Origin of the sequence: Parvularcula marina (assembly GCF_003399445.1) — a bacterium.
In the GTDB taxonomy this organism is placed as follows: Bacteria; Pseudomonadota; Alphaproteobacteria; order Caulobacterales; family Parvularculaceae; genus Parvularcula; species Parvularcula marina.
On sequence record NZ_QUQO01000001.1, the window covers coordinates 1,420,462 to 1,436,844 of the forward strand.

Below are 16,383 nucleotides of genomic sequence, written 5' to 3' on the forward strand. Positions count from 1 at the left end.
ACCCCTAGCCGGTGTTAGCCGGCTTTGCACATCAGAAAACGGTCAGCGGAACGTGAGCCGATCAGGAGCTTGTTGCGTAGGGTCACCGCCGTCGTCGAGGCGGACAGCCGGTCACCCGGCCCCTGGAAGATCGTCTCTACCTCACCATCCTCATGTACACGGAGGATCTGGGAGGCGGTCGTCTCCTGTAGCCCTTCGGTATAGGCGCTGAGGCTAAGCGGCTGGGGCACGGCGCCGACAAGTACATTGCCGCGCGCGTCAATCGAGACATTGTCGGGGAACGTCCCCAGACGCACCGCATCGGACAGACGGAGCTGGTCCGTATCCGGGTTGCGGTCATAGGACAGCAAACGACGTCCCCGCATCTCTGCGAGATAGAGCTTCTCTCCGTCATCACTGAGAGTGATGCCGTTCGGGAAGGCAAGGCCGGAAGCCACGTCTGACCAGGAATTGCCGTCATAATGCAGGATTTGACCGACCTTCAGCCCGAGGAGAAAGTCGACCTTCCCGCGAATAGAGCGGCGCCCGGACGGTGTGTCATTGGTGACGTAAAAGCTGCGCGGACCGGTCGCAACGATGTCATTGGGCGAGATCAGCCGAGGATCAGTGAAGACCTCACGCAGGACGAGGTCGCCTTGCGCATCAATGTCATAAAGCAGGATCTCCGGCCCGATGAAATTGACGACGAAAAGACGGCGTAGGGTGCGGCCATCCGGCAGGGACGAGGTGAAAAGATCGATCCCCATCGGCTGGAAGACGAGCGGCTGGCCGCCCGTCCGGTCACGCCATGACGAAGAATCAAGCGGATTGTCGGTGTCAAAGCGGAGGATCGCGCCGCGTTCTGCGTCACGGCGGCGGTCAAGGGAGGAGATATAGACGGACGAAGTATCCGGGATCGGCTCAATATCGGCTGCGCCATAAACGCCGACCACGCTTTCACAGGCGAGCTCTCCCATCGGTTCGATGGTCTCGAACTGGCGGAAACTAAATCCCACCCATGCCACAGTGAACGCCACCAGAATCGCCGTGAAAGCGATCAGGACAACAATCGGAAACAGAAATCGCATCGTCTGCCCAGGTCGATTACGAGTTGGGAGACAACCCTATCCCAGTCTTGAGGACAAGTCCCTAGGAAATATATTGGCTCTCGGCACTTTCACGTCTTGCCCTTGGGAAGACTTTTGTGTATCCGCCGCCGCTCCTGAATTTTTGCCAGAACCTGGGCGACCGCCATGAAAAAAGACATTCATCCCGATTACCACTTCATCACCGTGACGATGACCGACGGCAGCACGTTCCAGACGCGCTCGACCTATGGTGAAGCTGGCGCGAACATCAACCTCGACATCGACCCGACCAGCCACCCGGCATGGACCGGCGGCCCGGCACGCATCACCGAAAAAGGCCGCGTGTCGAAGTTCAAATCGAAATTCGGCAATTTCGGTCTTTAACCGAGCGTGTCGGGGTCAAACCCCCGCAAGAATGCCAATTGCATCTGAAAAGCAGCCGCTTCGGGATTCTCGGGCGGCTTTTTTTGTCCGCTGATGAGCAGGCTCGCATAGCCATGCACAATCGACCAGACCATGTCCCGGAACTGGCGGGCATGGGGATGATCGCCGATATAGCGGTAGGTTTCTTCAAGCAGGATCTCACCTGCGCGGCCTGATGCGGCGACAAAGGCCGGATCATCGGTCCGCAGCCGGTCGCGGCGGAACATCAGCGAGAAATGCGCTGGGTGCGTGACGGCAAAGCCGACATAGGCCCCGCCAATCGCTGCGAGGCGCTCGACCGGATCGGTCCGCCCTGCAAGTGCCGCTTCCTGATGAGCGACCTGCCCCTCAAAGCCGAGGGCGGCAATTGCCGTCAGAACGCCCTTCAGATCGCCGAAATGGTGACCCGGCGCGCCATGGCTGACCCCCGCCCTTGCTGCACACTGGCGCAAAGTGACGCCTTCGACACCGCGCTCCTTGAGGAGCGACAACGCCGCCTCAATAACGGCATTGCGAAGATCCCCATGATGGTAGGGGCGGCTGGAGGTTGTTCTTGGCTGGTCGACTGATTCCATGAGACGATTGTGGCCGGTAAAGTAGACTGCGTCTAGATCATGGGTACCGGGAGGCCATTCCTATGACACCTGATCTCTTGTTCTCAATAGGTAATATGGGAGTCCTTGCAGGATGGTTGCCACTTGCGTTCCTGCCCTTCTGGCGTGGGACGCAAATCATAGCTGCCGTCCTGATCCCGCTCCTGCTTGCCGTTGCCTATGTCACCCTGCTTTTCGTGCCACTGGGCGAGCCGTCAACCGCGCCGCTCGATTTCACCTCGCTTGCGGGCGTGAAAGCGATGTTCGCCAATGATCAGGTCATGCTTGTCGGCTGGTTTCACTATCTCGCCTTCGATTTGTTCGTCGGGGCGTGGGAAGTGCGCGATTCGCGGACGCACGGCATTCCGCACCTGCTCGTTGTCCCCTGCCTAATCCTGACCTTCATGTTCGGCCCGGCTGGCTTTCTTCTCTACATGATCATCCGCACCATCAGGCTAAGATCGGTCGCACTAGGCAATTAAGACTGGCAGACGGGGAAGCTCACTCATGAAACGGCTCGGATCGGCACTCCTGCTCCTCCTTCTCGCGGCATGCGCAAGCCTCCCTTCGTCCTCACCGGCCCGGATCGAAATATTCGAGCTGACCGATACGACCTTTGAGCGGACACGAAATATCCGCGTCTGGCTGCCCGAAGGTTATGACGAAGCCGAAGGCCCCTTTCCTGTCTTCTACATGTTCGACGGCCAGAACCTCTTTGATGCGACGCTGTCGGAATACTCCAGCGCCGAATGGGAAGCGGATGAGACGGCTGCCCGCCTGATCGGTGAAGGGAAGATCGCGCCCATCATCATTGTCGGCATTGATAATGCTGGCATCCACCGTTCCGCAGAATATCTCCCCTTTGGCGAGCCCATGGTAGGGCTTGCAGATGATGAGGCGATGGGAACGGCGCTCGACCAGTTCTTCCGCCAAAATATCTTCCCACTGATCGAGGGGAAATATAAAGCGTCTACGGAGGACCGTGCACTGGGCGGCTCTTCTTTTGGCGGGATTGCGACCCTGACGGTGGCGATGGATGACCCGTCGCTTTTCTCCCGGCTGCTGGTAGAAAGCCCGTCGCTCTGGATTTCTGAGTTCCGGGTCATGGAGAAGATCAAAGAGAGCAGTCCGGAGATCTGGCCCGCGCGGATTTACACCGCGATGGGCACCCGCGAGATCACCGGCACCTGCCCCGCCGCACCACAAGAACGCGACGACCAGCTTGTCACCCTGCATCTGCAGATGACGGACTATCTGCGCGGCAAGGGACTTGGTGAGGACCGGCTACTCGCCGTCATTGACGAATGCGCCATTCATTCTGAGGTCGCCTGGGCGAAGCGTTTCCCGCAGGCGTTCGAATTCCTCTACGCAGAATAAGGCCACGGCCTCTATATCATTCCGGTTCCGGCCAGCCCCCGACCTCTTCCATGGCTTCATCCATCAGGCCGATAAGATGATCGATCGTCTTCTGGGGCAGGTCCTGTTCTTTTAGCCCGGCGATATATTCGTCTCTTGTCTGAATTTTTGGGTTCGCTGCTGCTCGCTGGGTCTCGTCATCGCCGTATTTGCCGACATTCATACCGTAGCTCATCAGAATTCGGCGCTTGTCCTCTGCGGCTTCCTGTTCGTCAAATAGCTGCAGATAAGCCTCTTCCTGATCCATCTTATTCTGCTCACGAACAAATCGCTTCAGATCTTCCCTCATCATATCGACATCAGCCTCAAGCGCGTCTCGTTCTTTTTTCCTGATGTCATAGTCCATAGAGGCAGCGGCCTGCCAATGGCACTGCATGTATTTGACCTTGCAGACAGACTGGCAGACGGCGGAATAGGTCTCGAGCGGCTCGCAGCCGCATTCGCAGCTTGGAAAGGCGCCCAGCGTTCCGCCGGAACCCGCCGGCGTTTTTTGCGTCTTCAGATCGGACACATCGCCATTTCCCACGCCCGGAAACGCCTGCGCGAGATCCTGCATCCCGGAATCCACAGATGTCGGCGCATAATCAGCAAACTGAGGGTCACCCTCCCATGGCGCCGCGATGACGAACCGGCCACTGATCGTCCGATGGATCGGCAAGGTTGGATCAACATCTTCCTCTGTAAATTCAACACGGCTCAAATCCGTTAGGTTTGCGGAGAATGACCCGTGCATGACGTAAGGGGTGAATTCGTCAATCGTCACCTTGCCAGATTGTCGGAAGGCCCGGCCCCGGCCGATTTGGGAATCCTGTGGACCTAGGGCCTGATAATTCCCGCTCCCCTTGCCGCCATTGACAACAATTGCCGCATTATCGAACGAGCCGGTGAAGCCGTATTCGATCAGCGGCATGGTGATGCCCACGGACGAACCTTCAGAATCCTTGTCTTCTTGCATGGCGGCTTTCCAGTCGCGATCCGTTCGGAAGGCGCCATTATCCGCAATCGCCGTAAACTGGCTCATCACCTGACCGAGCCCGCCGCCTGTTCCCGACGTCTGGGTCAGATCACCAATGGCACCCGGCGTCAGCTCAAGCTGGATGGAGGTCAAAGGACCGCAACCTGTCAGGGCAAAGTCTTTCTGGCAGGGCGCCCGTCTCCGCTCGAAACTCGCATGGCTCCCCAGCGCCGTCTGGTTACTGAGGGATTTGAGCCCAGCGGCGAGTTCAGCCTGCGCGGCCTCACGTGAAGGATCGCGGAAGCCTGGATTGCTGCTGCTCGGTGCTGCCGCGGCTGGGCCGGCCTTCTGCTGCGAGCTGTTGCTGGCACTTTTCTGCGGCCGGGGGCTCGTCATTGAGCTTTCCCAGCGGCTGGTCGTCACATTGACGCTGACAGGGAAATTCTTCGTAAGCGCAGGATTATCCGCCATGTTGCTGATGATGAAGACCTGCGGCGCGCCGCCCGCAATGCGGAAACGCCAATGCCCCAGAAAGCCGCCCCCGGCAGGGGATGGGACGACCTGCACACCGCCCACCCGGTCACCGCCGGCCGTGCCGACATAAAGCGCCTTGAGCGCGGCAATCGTCTCTCCCCTTACATGGATCGAGATATCCGCATTGCCCTCCCCCGCAACTTCAGCCTTGAAGCATCTTGAGGCATTCTTGCGCAGGTCGAGCCGCGCCTCACCCGAAGGTTTGCCGGGCGAGAGAGAAATCGTCGGACAGGTTCCGAAGATAAAATTCAGCCAGTTATCTTCTGCCTGCTGAGCAGATGTCGTCGGCTCAGCTGTCAGGCGTGCAGGCACGTAAGCCGCGAAGGTCGAGGTAAAGGACGCATAGTGACGGGCAAGACCAATTCCTGTTGCCTTGCGCAAGCCTTCATCGAGCCACATCATGTCGCCATTGGCCGACACTGGGCCGCCGAAGGGATTGTCGAAGACCTCCACCAGATAGCTGTAATCCGGCAACAGCACAGCGACGCCGGGCCGGGCATTATGCTTCGACGCCGCATGCTGCTCGCCCAGATACCGCCAGAAGGAGGCGGTCCGGTAGCTCTTCTGCGTGTCCGTTGCTGGTAGAGGCTCAAAATAGCGACGCCCGCCAAGCCGGTAGCCATCCTGCTTGCCCTTGTAGACATCGATCTTCCGTAGACGCCACGCCGCATCCATGCCCAATGCCTGCGCCTGCCCTTCCATGATCCAGTTGCCATGATCGAGTTCATAAGAAAGCTGGTAGCCGCGCTGGATGTTGTGAAAAAGCTCATGCGCAAGGTCTTCATACGTCCTGTCGACGGGCTTTCCCTTGACGATTGCGCGTGAGTAATCGACCTGAAGCGTGATCCGTCCGTTCTCCGAATACGACGCACGCGCAATCGGATCGTCATCATCATAGTCGAAGAAATAGACGCGATAGGCCTGGCCGCCTTTTCTTCCCTTGGTTCGCTCGAGGGGCGGCGCCTTGAAGCCCAGCTTTTCATAATAGACGGCAACTTCGGAGAGATAGGCCTCGTAATCAGCGATGACCTTTTTCTCCGCGCCGCTGAAACCGCTGAACGGGTTCAGAAAACTCGGTATCGAGGAATAGGGATCGGTCTTCTCAAAGACAAATTCGGTGGTCGGCCATTTCTCCGCATAGGCGGGCTGGATAAGGGCGAATACCCCAAGGCATCCGAGCAAAAACCGGGCAATCATCATCTATCCCCTCGCAACTGATCAGCATACCAATAAAATGGCGCTGATGTTGTCTCCCGCCCCCTATCTAGCACGATTGTGCGACGTGTCACTTTCCGCCCGCTGTTGCGGGCCGCTGGGTCGCCAAAAGCGGCGCGGAGAGCCGGGTTCAGCAGGCTCAAGACCACTGGCCAAGGCCCGCGCCGGGCGCTAGCGCGCTTGGGATGAAGTCTGCCTCCCTTAACAGCGCCTTCCGGCTTGCCTGGCCGGCCAGCCTTGCCGCGATGATCACGCCGCTGCTCGGGGTCGTTGATTCGGCCGTGCTGGCACGTGCCGGCAGCCCGGCTGATATTGCAGGGGTGGCGCTCGCCAGCGCCGTTGTCTCTCTTCTTTACTGGCCGCTTGCCTTCATCCGCATGAGCACTGCCGGGCAGGTCGCCCGCGCTCATGGCGAGGAGGATGAGGCGGGGCTTCGCGCATATCTTGTTCAGGGGCTGGTGCTCGGTGCGGTGCTGGGACTGATCGTCCTCGTCCTTCGCGCGCCCATCACACAGCTTGCCGCTGTGACCATGGCCGATGATGCGGTCAGCGCCGACGCGCTCGGCGCGATGGGTACTTTCCTTGAGATCCGCTTTCTGGCCGCGCCTTTCGCGATTGCCTCTACAGCGGCGGCGGGCTGGCTCTCCGGGCAGGGACGAACGGGCCTGATGGGCGCCGCGATTATCGGCACGGTAATCCTCAACGGGGTGCTCGATATCTGGTTCGTCATGGGTCTTGAGATGGGCGTTGCGGGAATCGCGCTCGGCACAGTGCTCGCGGAGGTCTTCAGCCTCTTCGCGATGGGGCTTGCGATCCTTTTCGTCCTTCACCAGCGCGGCGGGATCGGCCGGGACTGGCAGCGTAGCCGCCTCACCCATGACCTTGAGGGGTTCTTCTCGCTCAACGCCAATATCTTCATCCGTACCCTGTTATTGTCTCTCACCTTCGCGTGGTTCATGCGGGCCGGGTCACGGTTCGGTGACCTTACCCTCGCCGCCAATCAGATCCTGATGCAGATCGTCCTTGTCACAGGTCTCGCCCTCGATGGCCCCGCCATTGCCGCTGAATCGCTGGTCGGCACGGCGCTGGGCCGAAAGGAGCATCGCGCGGAGCGCTTTGCCGCCGCCGTCCGCGCCACCGCGATACTGACCACGATCTTTGCCGGGCTCTTATTCCTTGCCCTTCTCATTGGCCGCGCCCCTGCCCTTGCTATGGTGATCCCGCAGGATGCCGCGCCCAGCCTGCGCCAGGAGGTCGAGCTATATTACATCTGGGCCGCCCTCTCGCCGCTGATCCTTGCCCTCCCCTTTTATCTCGACGGCGTCTTTATCGGCGCCACGCGGGGACAAGAGCTGAGGAACTCCATGGCCCTCTCGCTCCTCCTTTTTGCGGTCTGTGCCTATGGGCTCCAGCCGCTCTTCGGCAATCATGGCCTGTGGCTCGCCTTCGGGATCTTCATGCTCGCCCGCGCCGGCACGCTGTGGCTCTGGTGGGGCAAGGTGACAGCCCTGACAGGACGGAACGAAACCGCCGCCTGAGCGCTATTTCCCTGAGACATTTCAAGGAGGTGCCCCATGTCGCAAGATCAGGACCCGCAACGCGAAGACGAGCTTTCCCGCCAGCGCGGCTATGGCGAGCGCCCCGACCAGAAATTTAAGCCCTATGCCGCCAGGCAGCGCGAACCCGGCTTTCGCAAGACCGAAGCCGAGGGCAAACCGGCGCCCGACAGCGGCGCATTCCGCGATGATGGCGATCTGCCGCCGAAGAAAACGGTTGAAGACACGCTAGACAGAGACCGCGGCCTTGTCACCGATCCTGAAGATGAGCGGACGGCCAACAAGCCCGACACCTTCGAGGCCGACAAGGGCGAGATGACGACAGAACGGTCGGGCGATGATCCCGACCCCAAAGGCGCCAATGAAGGCCATAAACGGCTTGAGGACGCCTATTCGGCGACCGACCCTGGCGTGACACCCAAGGACTAGGCGAGCCCGATCCTCGCCTGGTGGCCATGTCCCTGCTATCACATCTGCCGAACAGATGGGGAGATAGAGGGCATGGCCAGTTTTTCAGGACACGGATATATGGCGGCGCTGGCCGCAAGCCTTCTTGCGCTGGCAGGCTGCAGCGGCCCGGCGGAGGAGGTGAGCACTCCGGCGAATGACCCGCCAGCCGCCGAACAGGCTGAACCGGATGTCGGCCGGATGGCCGCGGACGAGCTGATCTCCCGGCAGGAGTTTGCCCGCTATGATGTCGATGAGGTCCACGCGCTTCATTATGCCGAAGCCGCCGCCGCGCTCGGCGCCTTGCGCTATGCCGAAGCGACCGGCGATGACGCCCTCAAAGCCGCACTGGCCGACAGATGGCAGCGCATTCTCGATGAGGACATTCCGAATACGGCCAATCATGTCGATGCCAACCTGATCGGTCTCTACCCGCTGGCGCTCGACCGGATGGGCGTCGGCAAACCCGAATGGAGCAAATGGGGCCTGGCCCTTGCCGATGGTCAATGGGAAGAGGTCACCGAAGACGGGATGACCGCGCAGGCTCGCTACTGGATCGACGATGTCTGGATGATCGGCGCCTTACAGGCTGAAGCCTATCGTCTGACCGGCGAGCCTCGATTCGCCGACCGCGCAGGGCGAATGGCCGCTGCCTATGTCGCCGCCCTGCAGGAGCCGAACGGGCTCTTCCATCATGGGCCGGACGCCCCTTTCTTCTGGGGGCGTGGAAATGGCTGGGTCGCCGCAGGCCTTGCGGAAGTCCTGACCGTCCTGCCGCACGACCATCCCGACTACGCGGAGGTCATGGCGGGCTATCAAAAGATGATGGCCGCCCTCCTTCAATATCAGGCCGAAGACGGCATGTGGCGCCAGCTCATCGATGTCGAGGAGGCGTGGAAGGAGACCTCCGGCACGGCAATGTTTGCCTATGCGATGACGGTCGGCGCGAAGGAAGGCTGGCTCGATGACCCCGCCTACGAAGCCGCATCGAACAAAGCATGGGAGGCGCTCCAGACATATCTCACCCCCGAGGGGCGGCTAGAGAATGTCTGTGTCGGCACCGGACAGTCGAAAGACATTGCCTATTATCTTGAGCGCCCGACCGTCATCGGCGACCTGCACGGGCAGGCGCCACTCCTTTGGCTCGCCGCCGCGCGGCTGGGGGCGCGGTAATTTGACAAGCCTCAACCCTTTAGGGTGACGGGCCAGCCGCCCGGCGCTAGAAGACCCGATATGGTCGGCAAAACCCTTTCCAAACTCGCCAACCCCGCTTTGTTCATGCGGGTGTCAGGCCCCATCGTGCCGATTGCCGGGCTGCTCGCCCTCCTCCTAATCGGCGCGGGCACTGTCATAGCGTTCTTCTTCTCGCCGCCCGATGCGCGGCAGGGGGAAGCGGTCCGCATCATGTATGTGCATGTCCCCGCCGCGTGGCTCGCGCTCCAGACCTATGCTGTGATCGCGGTTGCCAGCCTTGTCGGCTTTGTCTGGCGGCACCGCCTGGCCGATGTCATCGCGAAAGTCTCAGCCCCTTTCGGGCTCGCCTTTACCGTGCTGGCGCTGATGACCGGCATGCTGTGGGGCAAGGTCACTTGGGGCGTTTACTGGGACTGGGATCCGCGTCTCACCTCCATGCTGGTCCTCCTTTTTCTGTATGCGGGATATATCGCCCTCTGGGCCGCCATCGAGAATGAAGCGACCGCCGCGCGGATCTGCGCGCTGCTCGCCATGCTGGGGGCGGTAAACCTGCCGATCATCAAATTCTCCGTCGATTGGTGGGACAGCCTGCACCAGAAGGCGACCGTCATCCGCGCGGACGGCCCAGCCATGCCGGCCTCCATGCTCTGGCCGCTGTTCCTGATGGCGTTTGGCTATATGGCGCTGAGCGTCTTTTACACGCTGATCCGGACAAGGAGCGATCTGCGCGCCCGCAAGGCCAAACCGGGCGAGAGCAAAGCCCCCTCCGCCGCCGTGATGGAGCCTGCCGAATGAATGATGTCCCCGGCGTTGCCGTTGCCGATCCGACCCTGTTCATCGCCATCTGCTGGATTGCCTCCGCGCTGGTGCTTGGCGGGCTGACGGTCCATGCGCTGATCGAAGCGAGGAAAGCGAAATGAGCGACGCGCCGAAGAAAAAGATGTCGCCCTTTCGCCGCCGCCAAAGGCGCCTGTTGCTGCTCGGCATCGTCCTGCCCGCCTTTGTCGGCGCAACTGCGCTGGCCCTGACGGCGATTTCGCGCACCCAAGTCTATTTCTATGGCCCCTCTGCCCTGCCCTCTCCGATGGAATTGCAGGGCCGTGAGATCCGCGTCGGCGGGCTGATCGAGGATGGCTCCTTGATCGCCAAAGAAGGCGTCGGCTGGACCTTCACCGTGTCGGATGGCGCAAGCTCCGTTCCCGTCATTTTCGATGACGAACTTCCCGCCCTGATCCAGAAGACCGGCGAAGTCGTTGCCCAAGGCACGCTGCGCGAGGACGGCGTTTTCATCGCCAATACGGTGCTCGCCAAGCATGACGAGAACTATATGGCGCCGGAAGTCGCCGATGCCCTCAAAGAAAGCGGCGAGTACGAACGGTATATGAATGACCGGGGACAATAAGGGCGAAGACGCGCCCCTCACCTATGAAGCAACGCTAGAGCTTGGCCGGGCGGAGGCCGAAGCGCGCCTTGCCGCCGCTGGCCCTCAGGACCTGCCGCTCCTACTCGTCAGCCTGCCGGATATGGACGAGGCGGACTGGGTTGAGGCGACCTGTCATGCCTATCTTGGCCATGATGATCCGTGGGTTGCGAATGCTGCCGCCACAGCACTGGGGCACCTCGCCCGCATTCACGGCCGTCTTGACACGGAGAAAGCTGCCGCCGCTATCGAGGCTGCCAAAACCCGCCACCCCGAGATGGCAGGCCGGATGGATGATGCGCTGGGCGATATAGCGTTTTTCATGAAGACGTGAGGAGCAGGCGCTTCTTCTTTTCCCTCCGCTCATCCCCGCCTGCGCGGGGATCCGCCTCAGAGACACCGCTCTCTCATTTTCAGAGAGTGCCGGGATAAATCCAGACATCCCACGAAAGACCAGATCCCCGCCTACGCGGGGATGAGCGGATTGAGGTATCGTGTAAACTGGCGACAATTAACGTCACCTCTCCCTTAGCCAAGGGAGAGGTGGGACACGCTCTTGTCGTGCCGCCACCTGACCAGCTCAATCCAGATCGAACCGGTCCGCATTCATGACCTTGGTCCAAGCCGCAACAAAGTCGTGCACGAACTTCTCGTGATTGTCGTCCTGGGCATAAACCTCCGCATAAGCGCGCAGGATCGAGTTTGACCCGAAGACAAGATCGACCCGGCTCGCCGTCCATTTCACCTTGCCGGTTTTGCGGTCGCGGATCTCATAAAGGCCATTCTTCACCGGCTTCCAGACATTCCCCATATCGGTGAGGTTGACGAAGAAGTCCGTGGTCAACGCACCGGCACGGTCCGTGAACACACCATGCCGATTGCCGCCATGGTTCGTGCCGAGAACTCGCATTCCCCCGACAAGCACAGTCATTTCCGGTGCGGTGAGGCCCATCAGCTGGGTCCGGTCGAGGAGCAACTCCTCGGCGCTGACGCTATAATCCGCCTTCAGCCAGTTGCGGTAGCCGTCATGGATCGGCTCCAGCGGTTCAAATGAGTCCGTATCCGTCATCTCATCGGTGGCATCGCCCCGGCCCGGCGCGAAGGGTACCTTGACGGGCACACCCGCATCCCTTGCCGCCTGTTCGACCCCGACATTCCCGGCAAGCACGATCGTGTCGGCGATACTGGCCCCCGCCTCGGCCGCGAGCGGCTCTAGCACTTTGAGCACTTTCCGCAGACGCGCAGGCTCATTTCCGACCCAGTCTTTCTGCGGGGCCAGCCGAATGCGCGCACCATTGGCACCGCCGCGCATGTCAGAGCCGCGATATGTCCGTGCACTGTCCCAGGCGGTCGCCACCACCTCATCAACCGACAGGCCGCTGGCAGCGATCTTCGATTTGAGGGCTTCGACGTCATATCCTGTCGGACCGGCCGGCACCGGATCCTGCCAGATCAGCTCCTCGCCCGGCACATCCGGCCCGACATAGCGCGCCTTGGGCCCCATATCGCGGTGGGTCAGCTTGAACCATGCCCGCGCGAAGGTTTCGGAGAAATAGGCCGGATCCTTATAGAATTTCTCCGATATCTGACGATAGATCGGGTCCATCTTCATCGCCATGTCGGCATCGGTCATGATCGGGTTGTGGCGGACGGATGGATCCTCGGCATCGACCGGGCGGTCCTCCTCCCGGATGCTCACCGGCTCCCATTGCCACGCCCCGGCGGGGCTCTTTTTCAGCTCCCATTCGTGATTGAGGAGCAGCTCGAAATAGCCATTGTCCCACTGGGTCGGATGGGTCGTCCACGCGCCTTCAATGCCGCTGGTCACAGCGTTGTTGCCGATGCCGCGGCGTGTCGTGTTCATCCAGCCGAGCCCCTGTTCCTCGACTCCCGCCGCTTCGGGCGCCTCGCCAAGCAGGGCCGCATCGCCATTGCCATGGCATTTGCCTACCGTGTGCCCGCCGGCAGTCAGCGCCACGGTTTCTTCGTCATTCATCGCCATGCGGGCAAAAGTCTCGCGCACCTGCAGGGCAGTTTTCAAGGGATCGGGCTGGCCGTTCACACCCTCAGGATTCACATAGATGAGGCCCATCTGCACCGCGGCCAGCGGGTTTTCCATCGTGGACGGATCATCAAGACTGCCATAACGACTGTCGCTGGGGGCCAGCCATTCCTTTTCCGCGCCCCAATAGACATCCATTTCCGGGTGCCAGATATCCGCCCGCCCGAAGGCAAAACCAAAGGTCTTCAGGCCCATCGACTCATAGGCGATGGTCCCCGCAAGGATGATCAGATCCGCCCAGCTGACCTTGTTGCCGTATTTCTTCTTGATCGGCCAAAGAAGGCGCCGCGCCTTATCGAGGTTGGCATTGTCCGGCCACGAATTGAGCGGTGCGAAACGCTGATTGCCCGTGCCGCCGCCGCCGCGCCCATCGGCAAGGCGGTAGGACCCCGCCGCGTGCCACGCCATACGGATCATCAGGCCGCCATAATGTCCCCAATCAGCCGGCCACCAGTCCTGGCTGTCCGTCATCAGGGCGTGCACATCCTTTTTCAGCCCGGCAATGTCGAGTTTTTTCAGCTCACGGCGATAGTCAAAGCCCGCTCCCATCGGATTGGTCTTTGCGTCATGCTGGTGAAGAATGTCGAGATTAAGAGCTTTCGGCCACCAGGCCATGACTGATGTTTCCGTCGATGTCATGCCGCCATGCATGACCGGGCATTTGCCAGTGCTGCTCATCGGGGCGTCCTTTCCGCTGCAAGTGTTCCTCTGGACCCGGATAGTGACACCTTATTGGTGTTCTGTATAATCGATATTCTCAGTTAGTTGCATCGATCTAACCGATATTAAGGTGAGCGGCAGAGCGGAGCCGTTCAGCAGGGTGGATTGCCAAAGGACATCCGCCCTAAACATAAATGAGCGCTGTAGATCATTTATCGCAGCAGAATAGCTGACATGGCGCGAATGGCAGCCCTGTATCGGCGTACCTCCGTGCAGGATGAACGAAAATAGCGAGAGTTAAATCCTGCATTCACCCGTTCGAAACGCAAGACAGCAAGCCAAGTCCCCATAATTCAGCCGCTCGACTCTTCTGAGGGGCTGAAATGTTCAGCTCAGAATTTCACTATTCGTAAAACTGGCCAGCATTTCCCGAGCGATCGATGGCGAAATTGATGGCATCTATATTCGCATCGTAGACCCACATGTTCGCCGCCGGAATAGGCGTTGCGGCAAGCGCAGCAGCGACAAATCCGCCAGAAAGCACCGTTGGCTGACTGTTGGCAAGAATCCCGAAATAATCACCACCAGCGGCCATACCCGCCATCATCGCCGCCCAGCCAACTGCGCCTGGATCAGGCCCGCCATTCATATGGATCATGGAGCCCACCGTAAAATTGGCGTGCCTCGCAGGGCGCCACAACATACAGAAGGCGGAGCAATTCGTCAGATAGAGTGTATCGAACCCCTGAGCCGCTCCTGCGCCTGCCCCCATGGCTGAGTTGGCTTGCGCGCCCATAGCGACTGTGATCGAATTTGGTGCTGGATTGAGAACAGCCTTCGGCCTTGCACCCGGCGCGCCGGGCGGGCCAACCACGACGTTCCAGCCATCCTCCGCAGCAGGATTATCAACATTATAAATTGGCATGAATCACCACCCCAGCGTTTGCATTTCATTGGCCACCCTGACCTGATCGGGATCGGGGGTCTGGCTACCGTCCCGAAGGCCGAAACTGCGGAAACCGTTGGCCACAATCCCGGGGCTCATCATGTGATGATAATCAGGGCGCGGTTCTACCCAGGCATTCATCCCCGAAAATGGCTGCGCGCGCCTGACCTGTTCCACAGCAAAGCGATTGGAAATGGCGGAATGCACAGGGGACAGTTGCGCCTGGGGCAACCGGGCGATCTTGAGCGGCGTCGGCTCGATTTGCGGCTTTTGCGTCACAAAAGCTTCCGTCAGATTGGCGGCATATTTGCCCAGATCACTAATGAATTTTGTATCCGCCTTGCCGCCTGAAATATCCATGATATCCGAAAGCCCAGGAATGCTCAGGACGTCATTTGACGTAATCTGAACTTCCAGTGATGAGCTGGCACTCTTGACCTCAACAGAGGCGGCAATCGCTGTGAGATTGAGGCTGGCACTCGCATCCAGCCCCCATGCCGCCAGCGCAATCCTGAAGCCGACGCCCATCTTTTTCAGATAGAGCCCATCCTTATCGACATCCGTCACCATTGACTGGTTCGTGAACGCCATAACATCGATGGTTAGAAAGACGGCGTCCGCATGCACCTTGAATTTAGCGAATGTGGAGAAGCCGATCTCAACCAGCGCATCGACGGACATGGAGTAGGCGCTCACACGTGTATTGGCGAAATCGGCAGCGCCGCCTTCGCTTGAAATATCCGTACCTGCATTATAGGCACTTATCGGCGCGGACGGATTCAGCTCAACAAGTTGCCATTTCATATCGAATTCCTTCCTTGTTGTGCTCAGGTGCCAGCATCAAAAATAAGCTTGAGATTTTCCATCACTTCCGGCCGCGTATTCGGCACCTCGTCCGGCCCGAGCCCCAGCGTTCTGGTATAAAAATCCATGACAACCTCTGGCTTGACGGCACTCCAGGCGGGCCTCGTCGTTATATCTGCGACGGCCTGATTAGCGGTCCGGTTGCTCCCTTTTGCTCTGTTTACGGCATAAACCTGCCCTTCAAGCAACTCCCGATAGTCAGACGTCGTATTTCCAGACTGCAGCCTCGCCATGGCTTTCGAACGTAACCCGACACTCATCAGCTGGGGTGTGAGCTGGCTTCCCTGGTCCGTAAACAATCGCATGAGTTCCGATCGCACCACGGCAAGTGTCGCCATCGAGGTGACATCGAAGGGCCCACCCATACTGGCCACGAGCGGCTGAGCCGCCTTGAGCGCCTCAAGCCCGCCCCCGATGGTCAGGACTTCATAATTCGCATACCCCATTTTGAGTGTGGACGCAGCCGCGACAGCCCCGATATTCGCGGTGAAGCTTGCATCCATCTTGAAGGTGGTAATGGCAATTCGAAACCCGATGCCGAAACGCGCACTCGCGATGACGTTGTCCTCTGACTCCGGGTACGTAATATCCGTCGAGAGGGCGAGGTCGCTCAGGAAGTATTTGTAATCCACCGACGCCTTCGCCGATGCCATATCCCCGAATCCCAGACTCGCCACCATGGAGAAGTCCGTATTGATGAGCTTGAAATCTAGCAGGCTGTATTTGGTATCCTTCCCCGGTTGCGACGGCAATGTGATGTTCGCCGCGGGCGCCGTGCCCGCAAGGGACAGCACAACATTTTCAACATCATCAAATTTTCCGATGTCGGATGTGACCGGAATCTGAAGTATCTCGACGTCGTCTCCCACTTTTCTTCCCCCATATCTCGATTAGGGCGCAAAGTCGCACTCACAACCTATCAGTGCAAATGGATTTGGCAGCCGCACCAAACAAACCCACAAGTTATTGTTCTAATTTGTCTTTCTCGCGGCGGAATCTGTTTTGCTGCTTGTACCGTCTATTACTTCCCG

The 16,383-nt window shown here is 59.7% G+C and carries 17 protein-coding genes; 10 read left to right on the forward strand and 7 right to left on the reverse strand.

From position 1 onward, the window contains the following. Window positions 1-14: 14 nt before the first annotated feature. Window positions 15-1,067: an SMP-30/gluconolactonase/LRE family protein gene (locus DX908_RS06675; protein ID WP_116391631.1), complete on the reverse strand. Its 1,053-nt coding sequence runs from the start codon at window positions 1,065-1,067 to the stop codon at window positions 15-17. Window positions 1,068-1,232: 165 nt separating this feature from the next. Here DX908_RS06675 and rpmE point away from each other — a divergent pair, with 165 nt between their 5' ends. Then, entirely contained in the window at window positions 1,233-1,451 is a 219-nt protein-coding gene (rpmE, locus tag DX908_RS06680) for a 50S ribosomal protein L31 (protein ID WP_116391632.1), read from the forward strand. Here the strand turns inward: rpmE and DX908_RS06685 are convergent. Continuing rightward, on the reverse strand, window positions 1,448-2,065 hold the full coding sequence (locus tag DX908_RS06685) for a TetR/AcrR family transcriptional regulator (protein ID WP_116391633.1): 618 nt from the start codon (window positions 2,063-2,065) through the stop codon (window positions 1,448-1,450). The two genes, rpmE and DX908_RS06685, sit on opposite strands and share 4 nt — an antisense overlap. Before the next feature lie 62 nt (window positions 2,066-2,127). Here DX908_RS06685 and DX908_RS06690 point away from each other — a divergent pair, with 62 nt between their 5' ends. Beyond that, window positions 2,128-2,565 carry an ABA4-like family protein gene (locus DX908_RS06690; RefSeq protein WP_116391634.1) on the forward strand — a complete coding sequence of 146 codons (438 nt, stop codon included), beginning with the start codon at window positions 2,128-2,130 and terminating at the stop codon, window positions 2,563-2,565. Window positions 2,566-2,590: 25 nt separating this feature from the next. Then, window positions 2,591-3,460, forward strand: a complete 870-nt coding sequence (locus tag DX908_RS06695) for an alpha/beta hydrolase (RefSeq protein ID WP_116391635.1) — start codon at window positions 2,591-2,593, stop codon at window positions 3,458-3,460. Between the two features lie 16 nt (window positions 3,461-3,476). On the opposite strand, the gene DX908_RS06700 is transcribed toward DX908_RS06695, so the two are convergent. Continuing rightward, window positions 3,477-6,188: a hypothetical protein gene (locus tag DX908_RS06700; protein ID WP_116391636.1), complete on the reverse strand. Its 2,712-nt coding sequence runs from the start codon at window positions 6,186-6,188 to the stop codon at window positions 3,477-3,479. Window positions 6,189-6,388: 200 nt separating this feature from the next. Here DX908_RS06700 and DX908_RS06705 point away from each other — a divergent pair, with 200 nt between their 5' ends. From DX908_RS06705 to DX908_RS06730, 7 genes are all read left to right on the forward strand, one after another. Continuing rightward, on the forward strand, window positions 6,389-7,741 hold the full coding sequence (locus DX908_RS06705; RefSeq protein WP_116391637.1) for an MATE family efflux transporter: 1,353 nt from the start codon (window positions 6,389-6,391) through the stop codon (window positions 7,739-7,741). 36 nt (window positions 7,742-7,777) lie between these two features. Beyond that, window positions 7,778-8,188, forward strand: a complete 411-nt coding sequence (locus DX908_RS06710; RefSeq protein ID WP_116391638.1) for a hypothetical protein — start codon at window positions 7,778-7,780, stop codon at window positions 8,186-8,188. A gap of 72 nt (window positions 8,189-8,260) precedes the next feature. After that, on the forward strand, window positions 8,261-9,379 hold the full coding sequence (locus tag DX908_RS06715) for a glycoside hydrolase family 88/105 protein (RefSeq protein ID WP_116391639.1): 1,119 nt from the start codon (window positions 8,261-8,263) through the stop codon (window positions 9,377-9,379). Window positions 9,380-9,439: 60 nt separating this feature from the next. Continuing rightward, complete coding sequence (locus DX908_RS06720; RefSeq protein ID WP_116391640.1) at window positions 9,440-10,195, forward strand: heme ABC transporter permease; 756 nt, start codon at window positions 9,440-9,442, stop codon at window positions 10,193-10,195. Then, window positions 10,192-10,320, forward strand: a complete 129-nt coding sequence (locus tag DX908_RS16655; protein WP_267895854.1) for a hypothetical protein — start codon at window positions 10,192-10,194, stop codon at window positions 10,318-10,320. Before DX908_RS06720 ends, DX908_RS16655 begins: the two co-directional genes overlap by 4 nt. Beyond that, on the forward strand, window positions 10,317-10,802 hold the full coding sequence (locus DX908_RS06725; protein ID WP_116391641.1) for a cytochrome c maturation protein CcmE: 486 nt from the start codon (window positions 10,317-10,319) through the stop codon (window positions 10,800-10,802). Before DX908_RS16655 ends, DX908_RS06725 begins: the two co-directional genes overlap by 4 nt. Next, the gene (locus DX908_RS06730; RefSeq protein WP_116391642.1) at window positions 10,786-11,154 is read left to right on the forward strand and encodes a hypothetical protein; all 369 of its coding nucleotides are present in this window, start codon (window positions 10,786-10,788) and stop codon (window positions 11,152-11,154) included. The genes DX908_RS06725 and DX908_RS06730 overlap by 17 nt, the downstream gene beginning before the upstream one ends. 246 nt (window positions 11,155-11,400) lie before the next feature. Here DX908_RS06730 and katG read toward each other — a convergent pair whose 3' ends face one another. The 4 genes from katG to DX908_RS06750 all read right to left on the reverse strand — a co-directional run bounded on the left by katG (window position 11,401) and on the right by DX908_RS06750 (window position 16,221). Further along, a complete protein-coding gene (katG, locus tag DX908_RS06735) occupies window positions 11,401-13,560 on the reverse strand; it encodes a catalase/peroxidase HPI (protein WP_116391643.1) in 2,160 nt (719 codons plus the stop codon). A 385-nt stretch (window positions 13,561-13,945) separates the two neighbouring features. Further along, a complete protein-coding gene (locus tag DX908_RS06740) occupies window positions 13,946-14,467 on the reverse strand; it encodes a hypothetical protein (RefSeq protein ID WP_116391644.1) in 522 nt (173 codons plus the stop codon). Between the two features lie 3 nt (window positions 14,468-14,470). After that, entirely contained in the window at window positions 14,471-15,292 is an 822-nt protein-coding gene (locus DX908_RS06745) for a hypothetical protein (protein WP_116391645.1), read from the reverse strand. A 23-nt stretch (window positions 15,293-15,315) separates the two neighbouring features. Beyond that, window positions 15,316-16,221: a hypothetical protein gene (locus DX908_RS06750; RefSeq protein WP_116391646.1), complete on the reverse strand. Its 906-nt coding sequence runs from the start codon at window positions 16,219-16,221 to the stop codon at window positions 15,316-15,318. Between the last annotated feature and the right edge of the window lie 162 nt (window positions 16,222-16,383).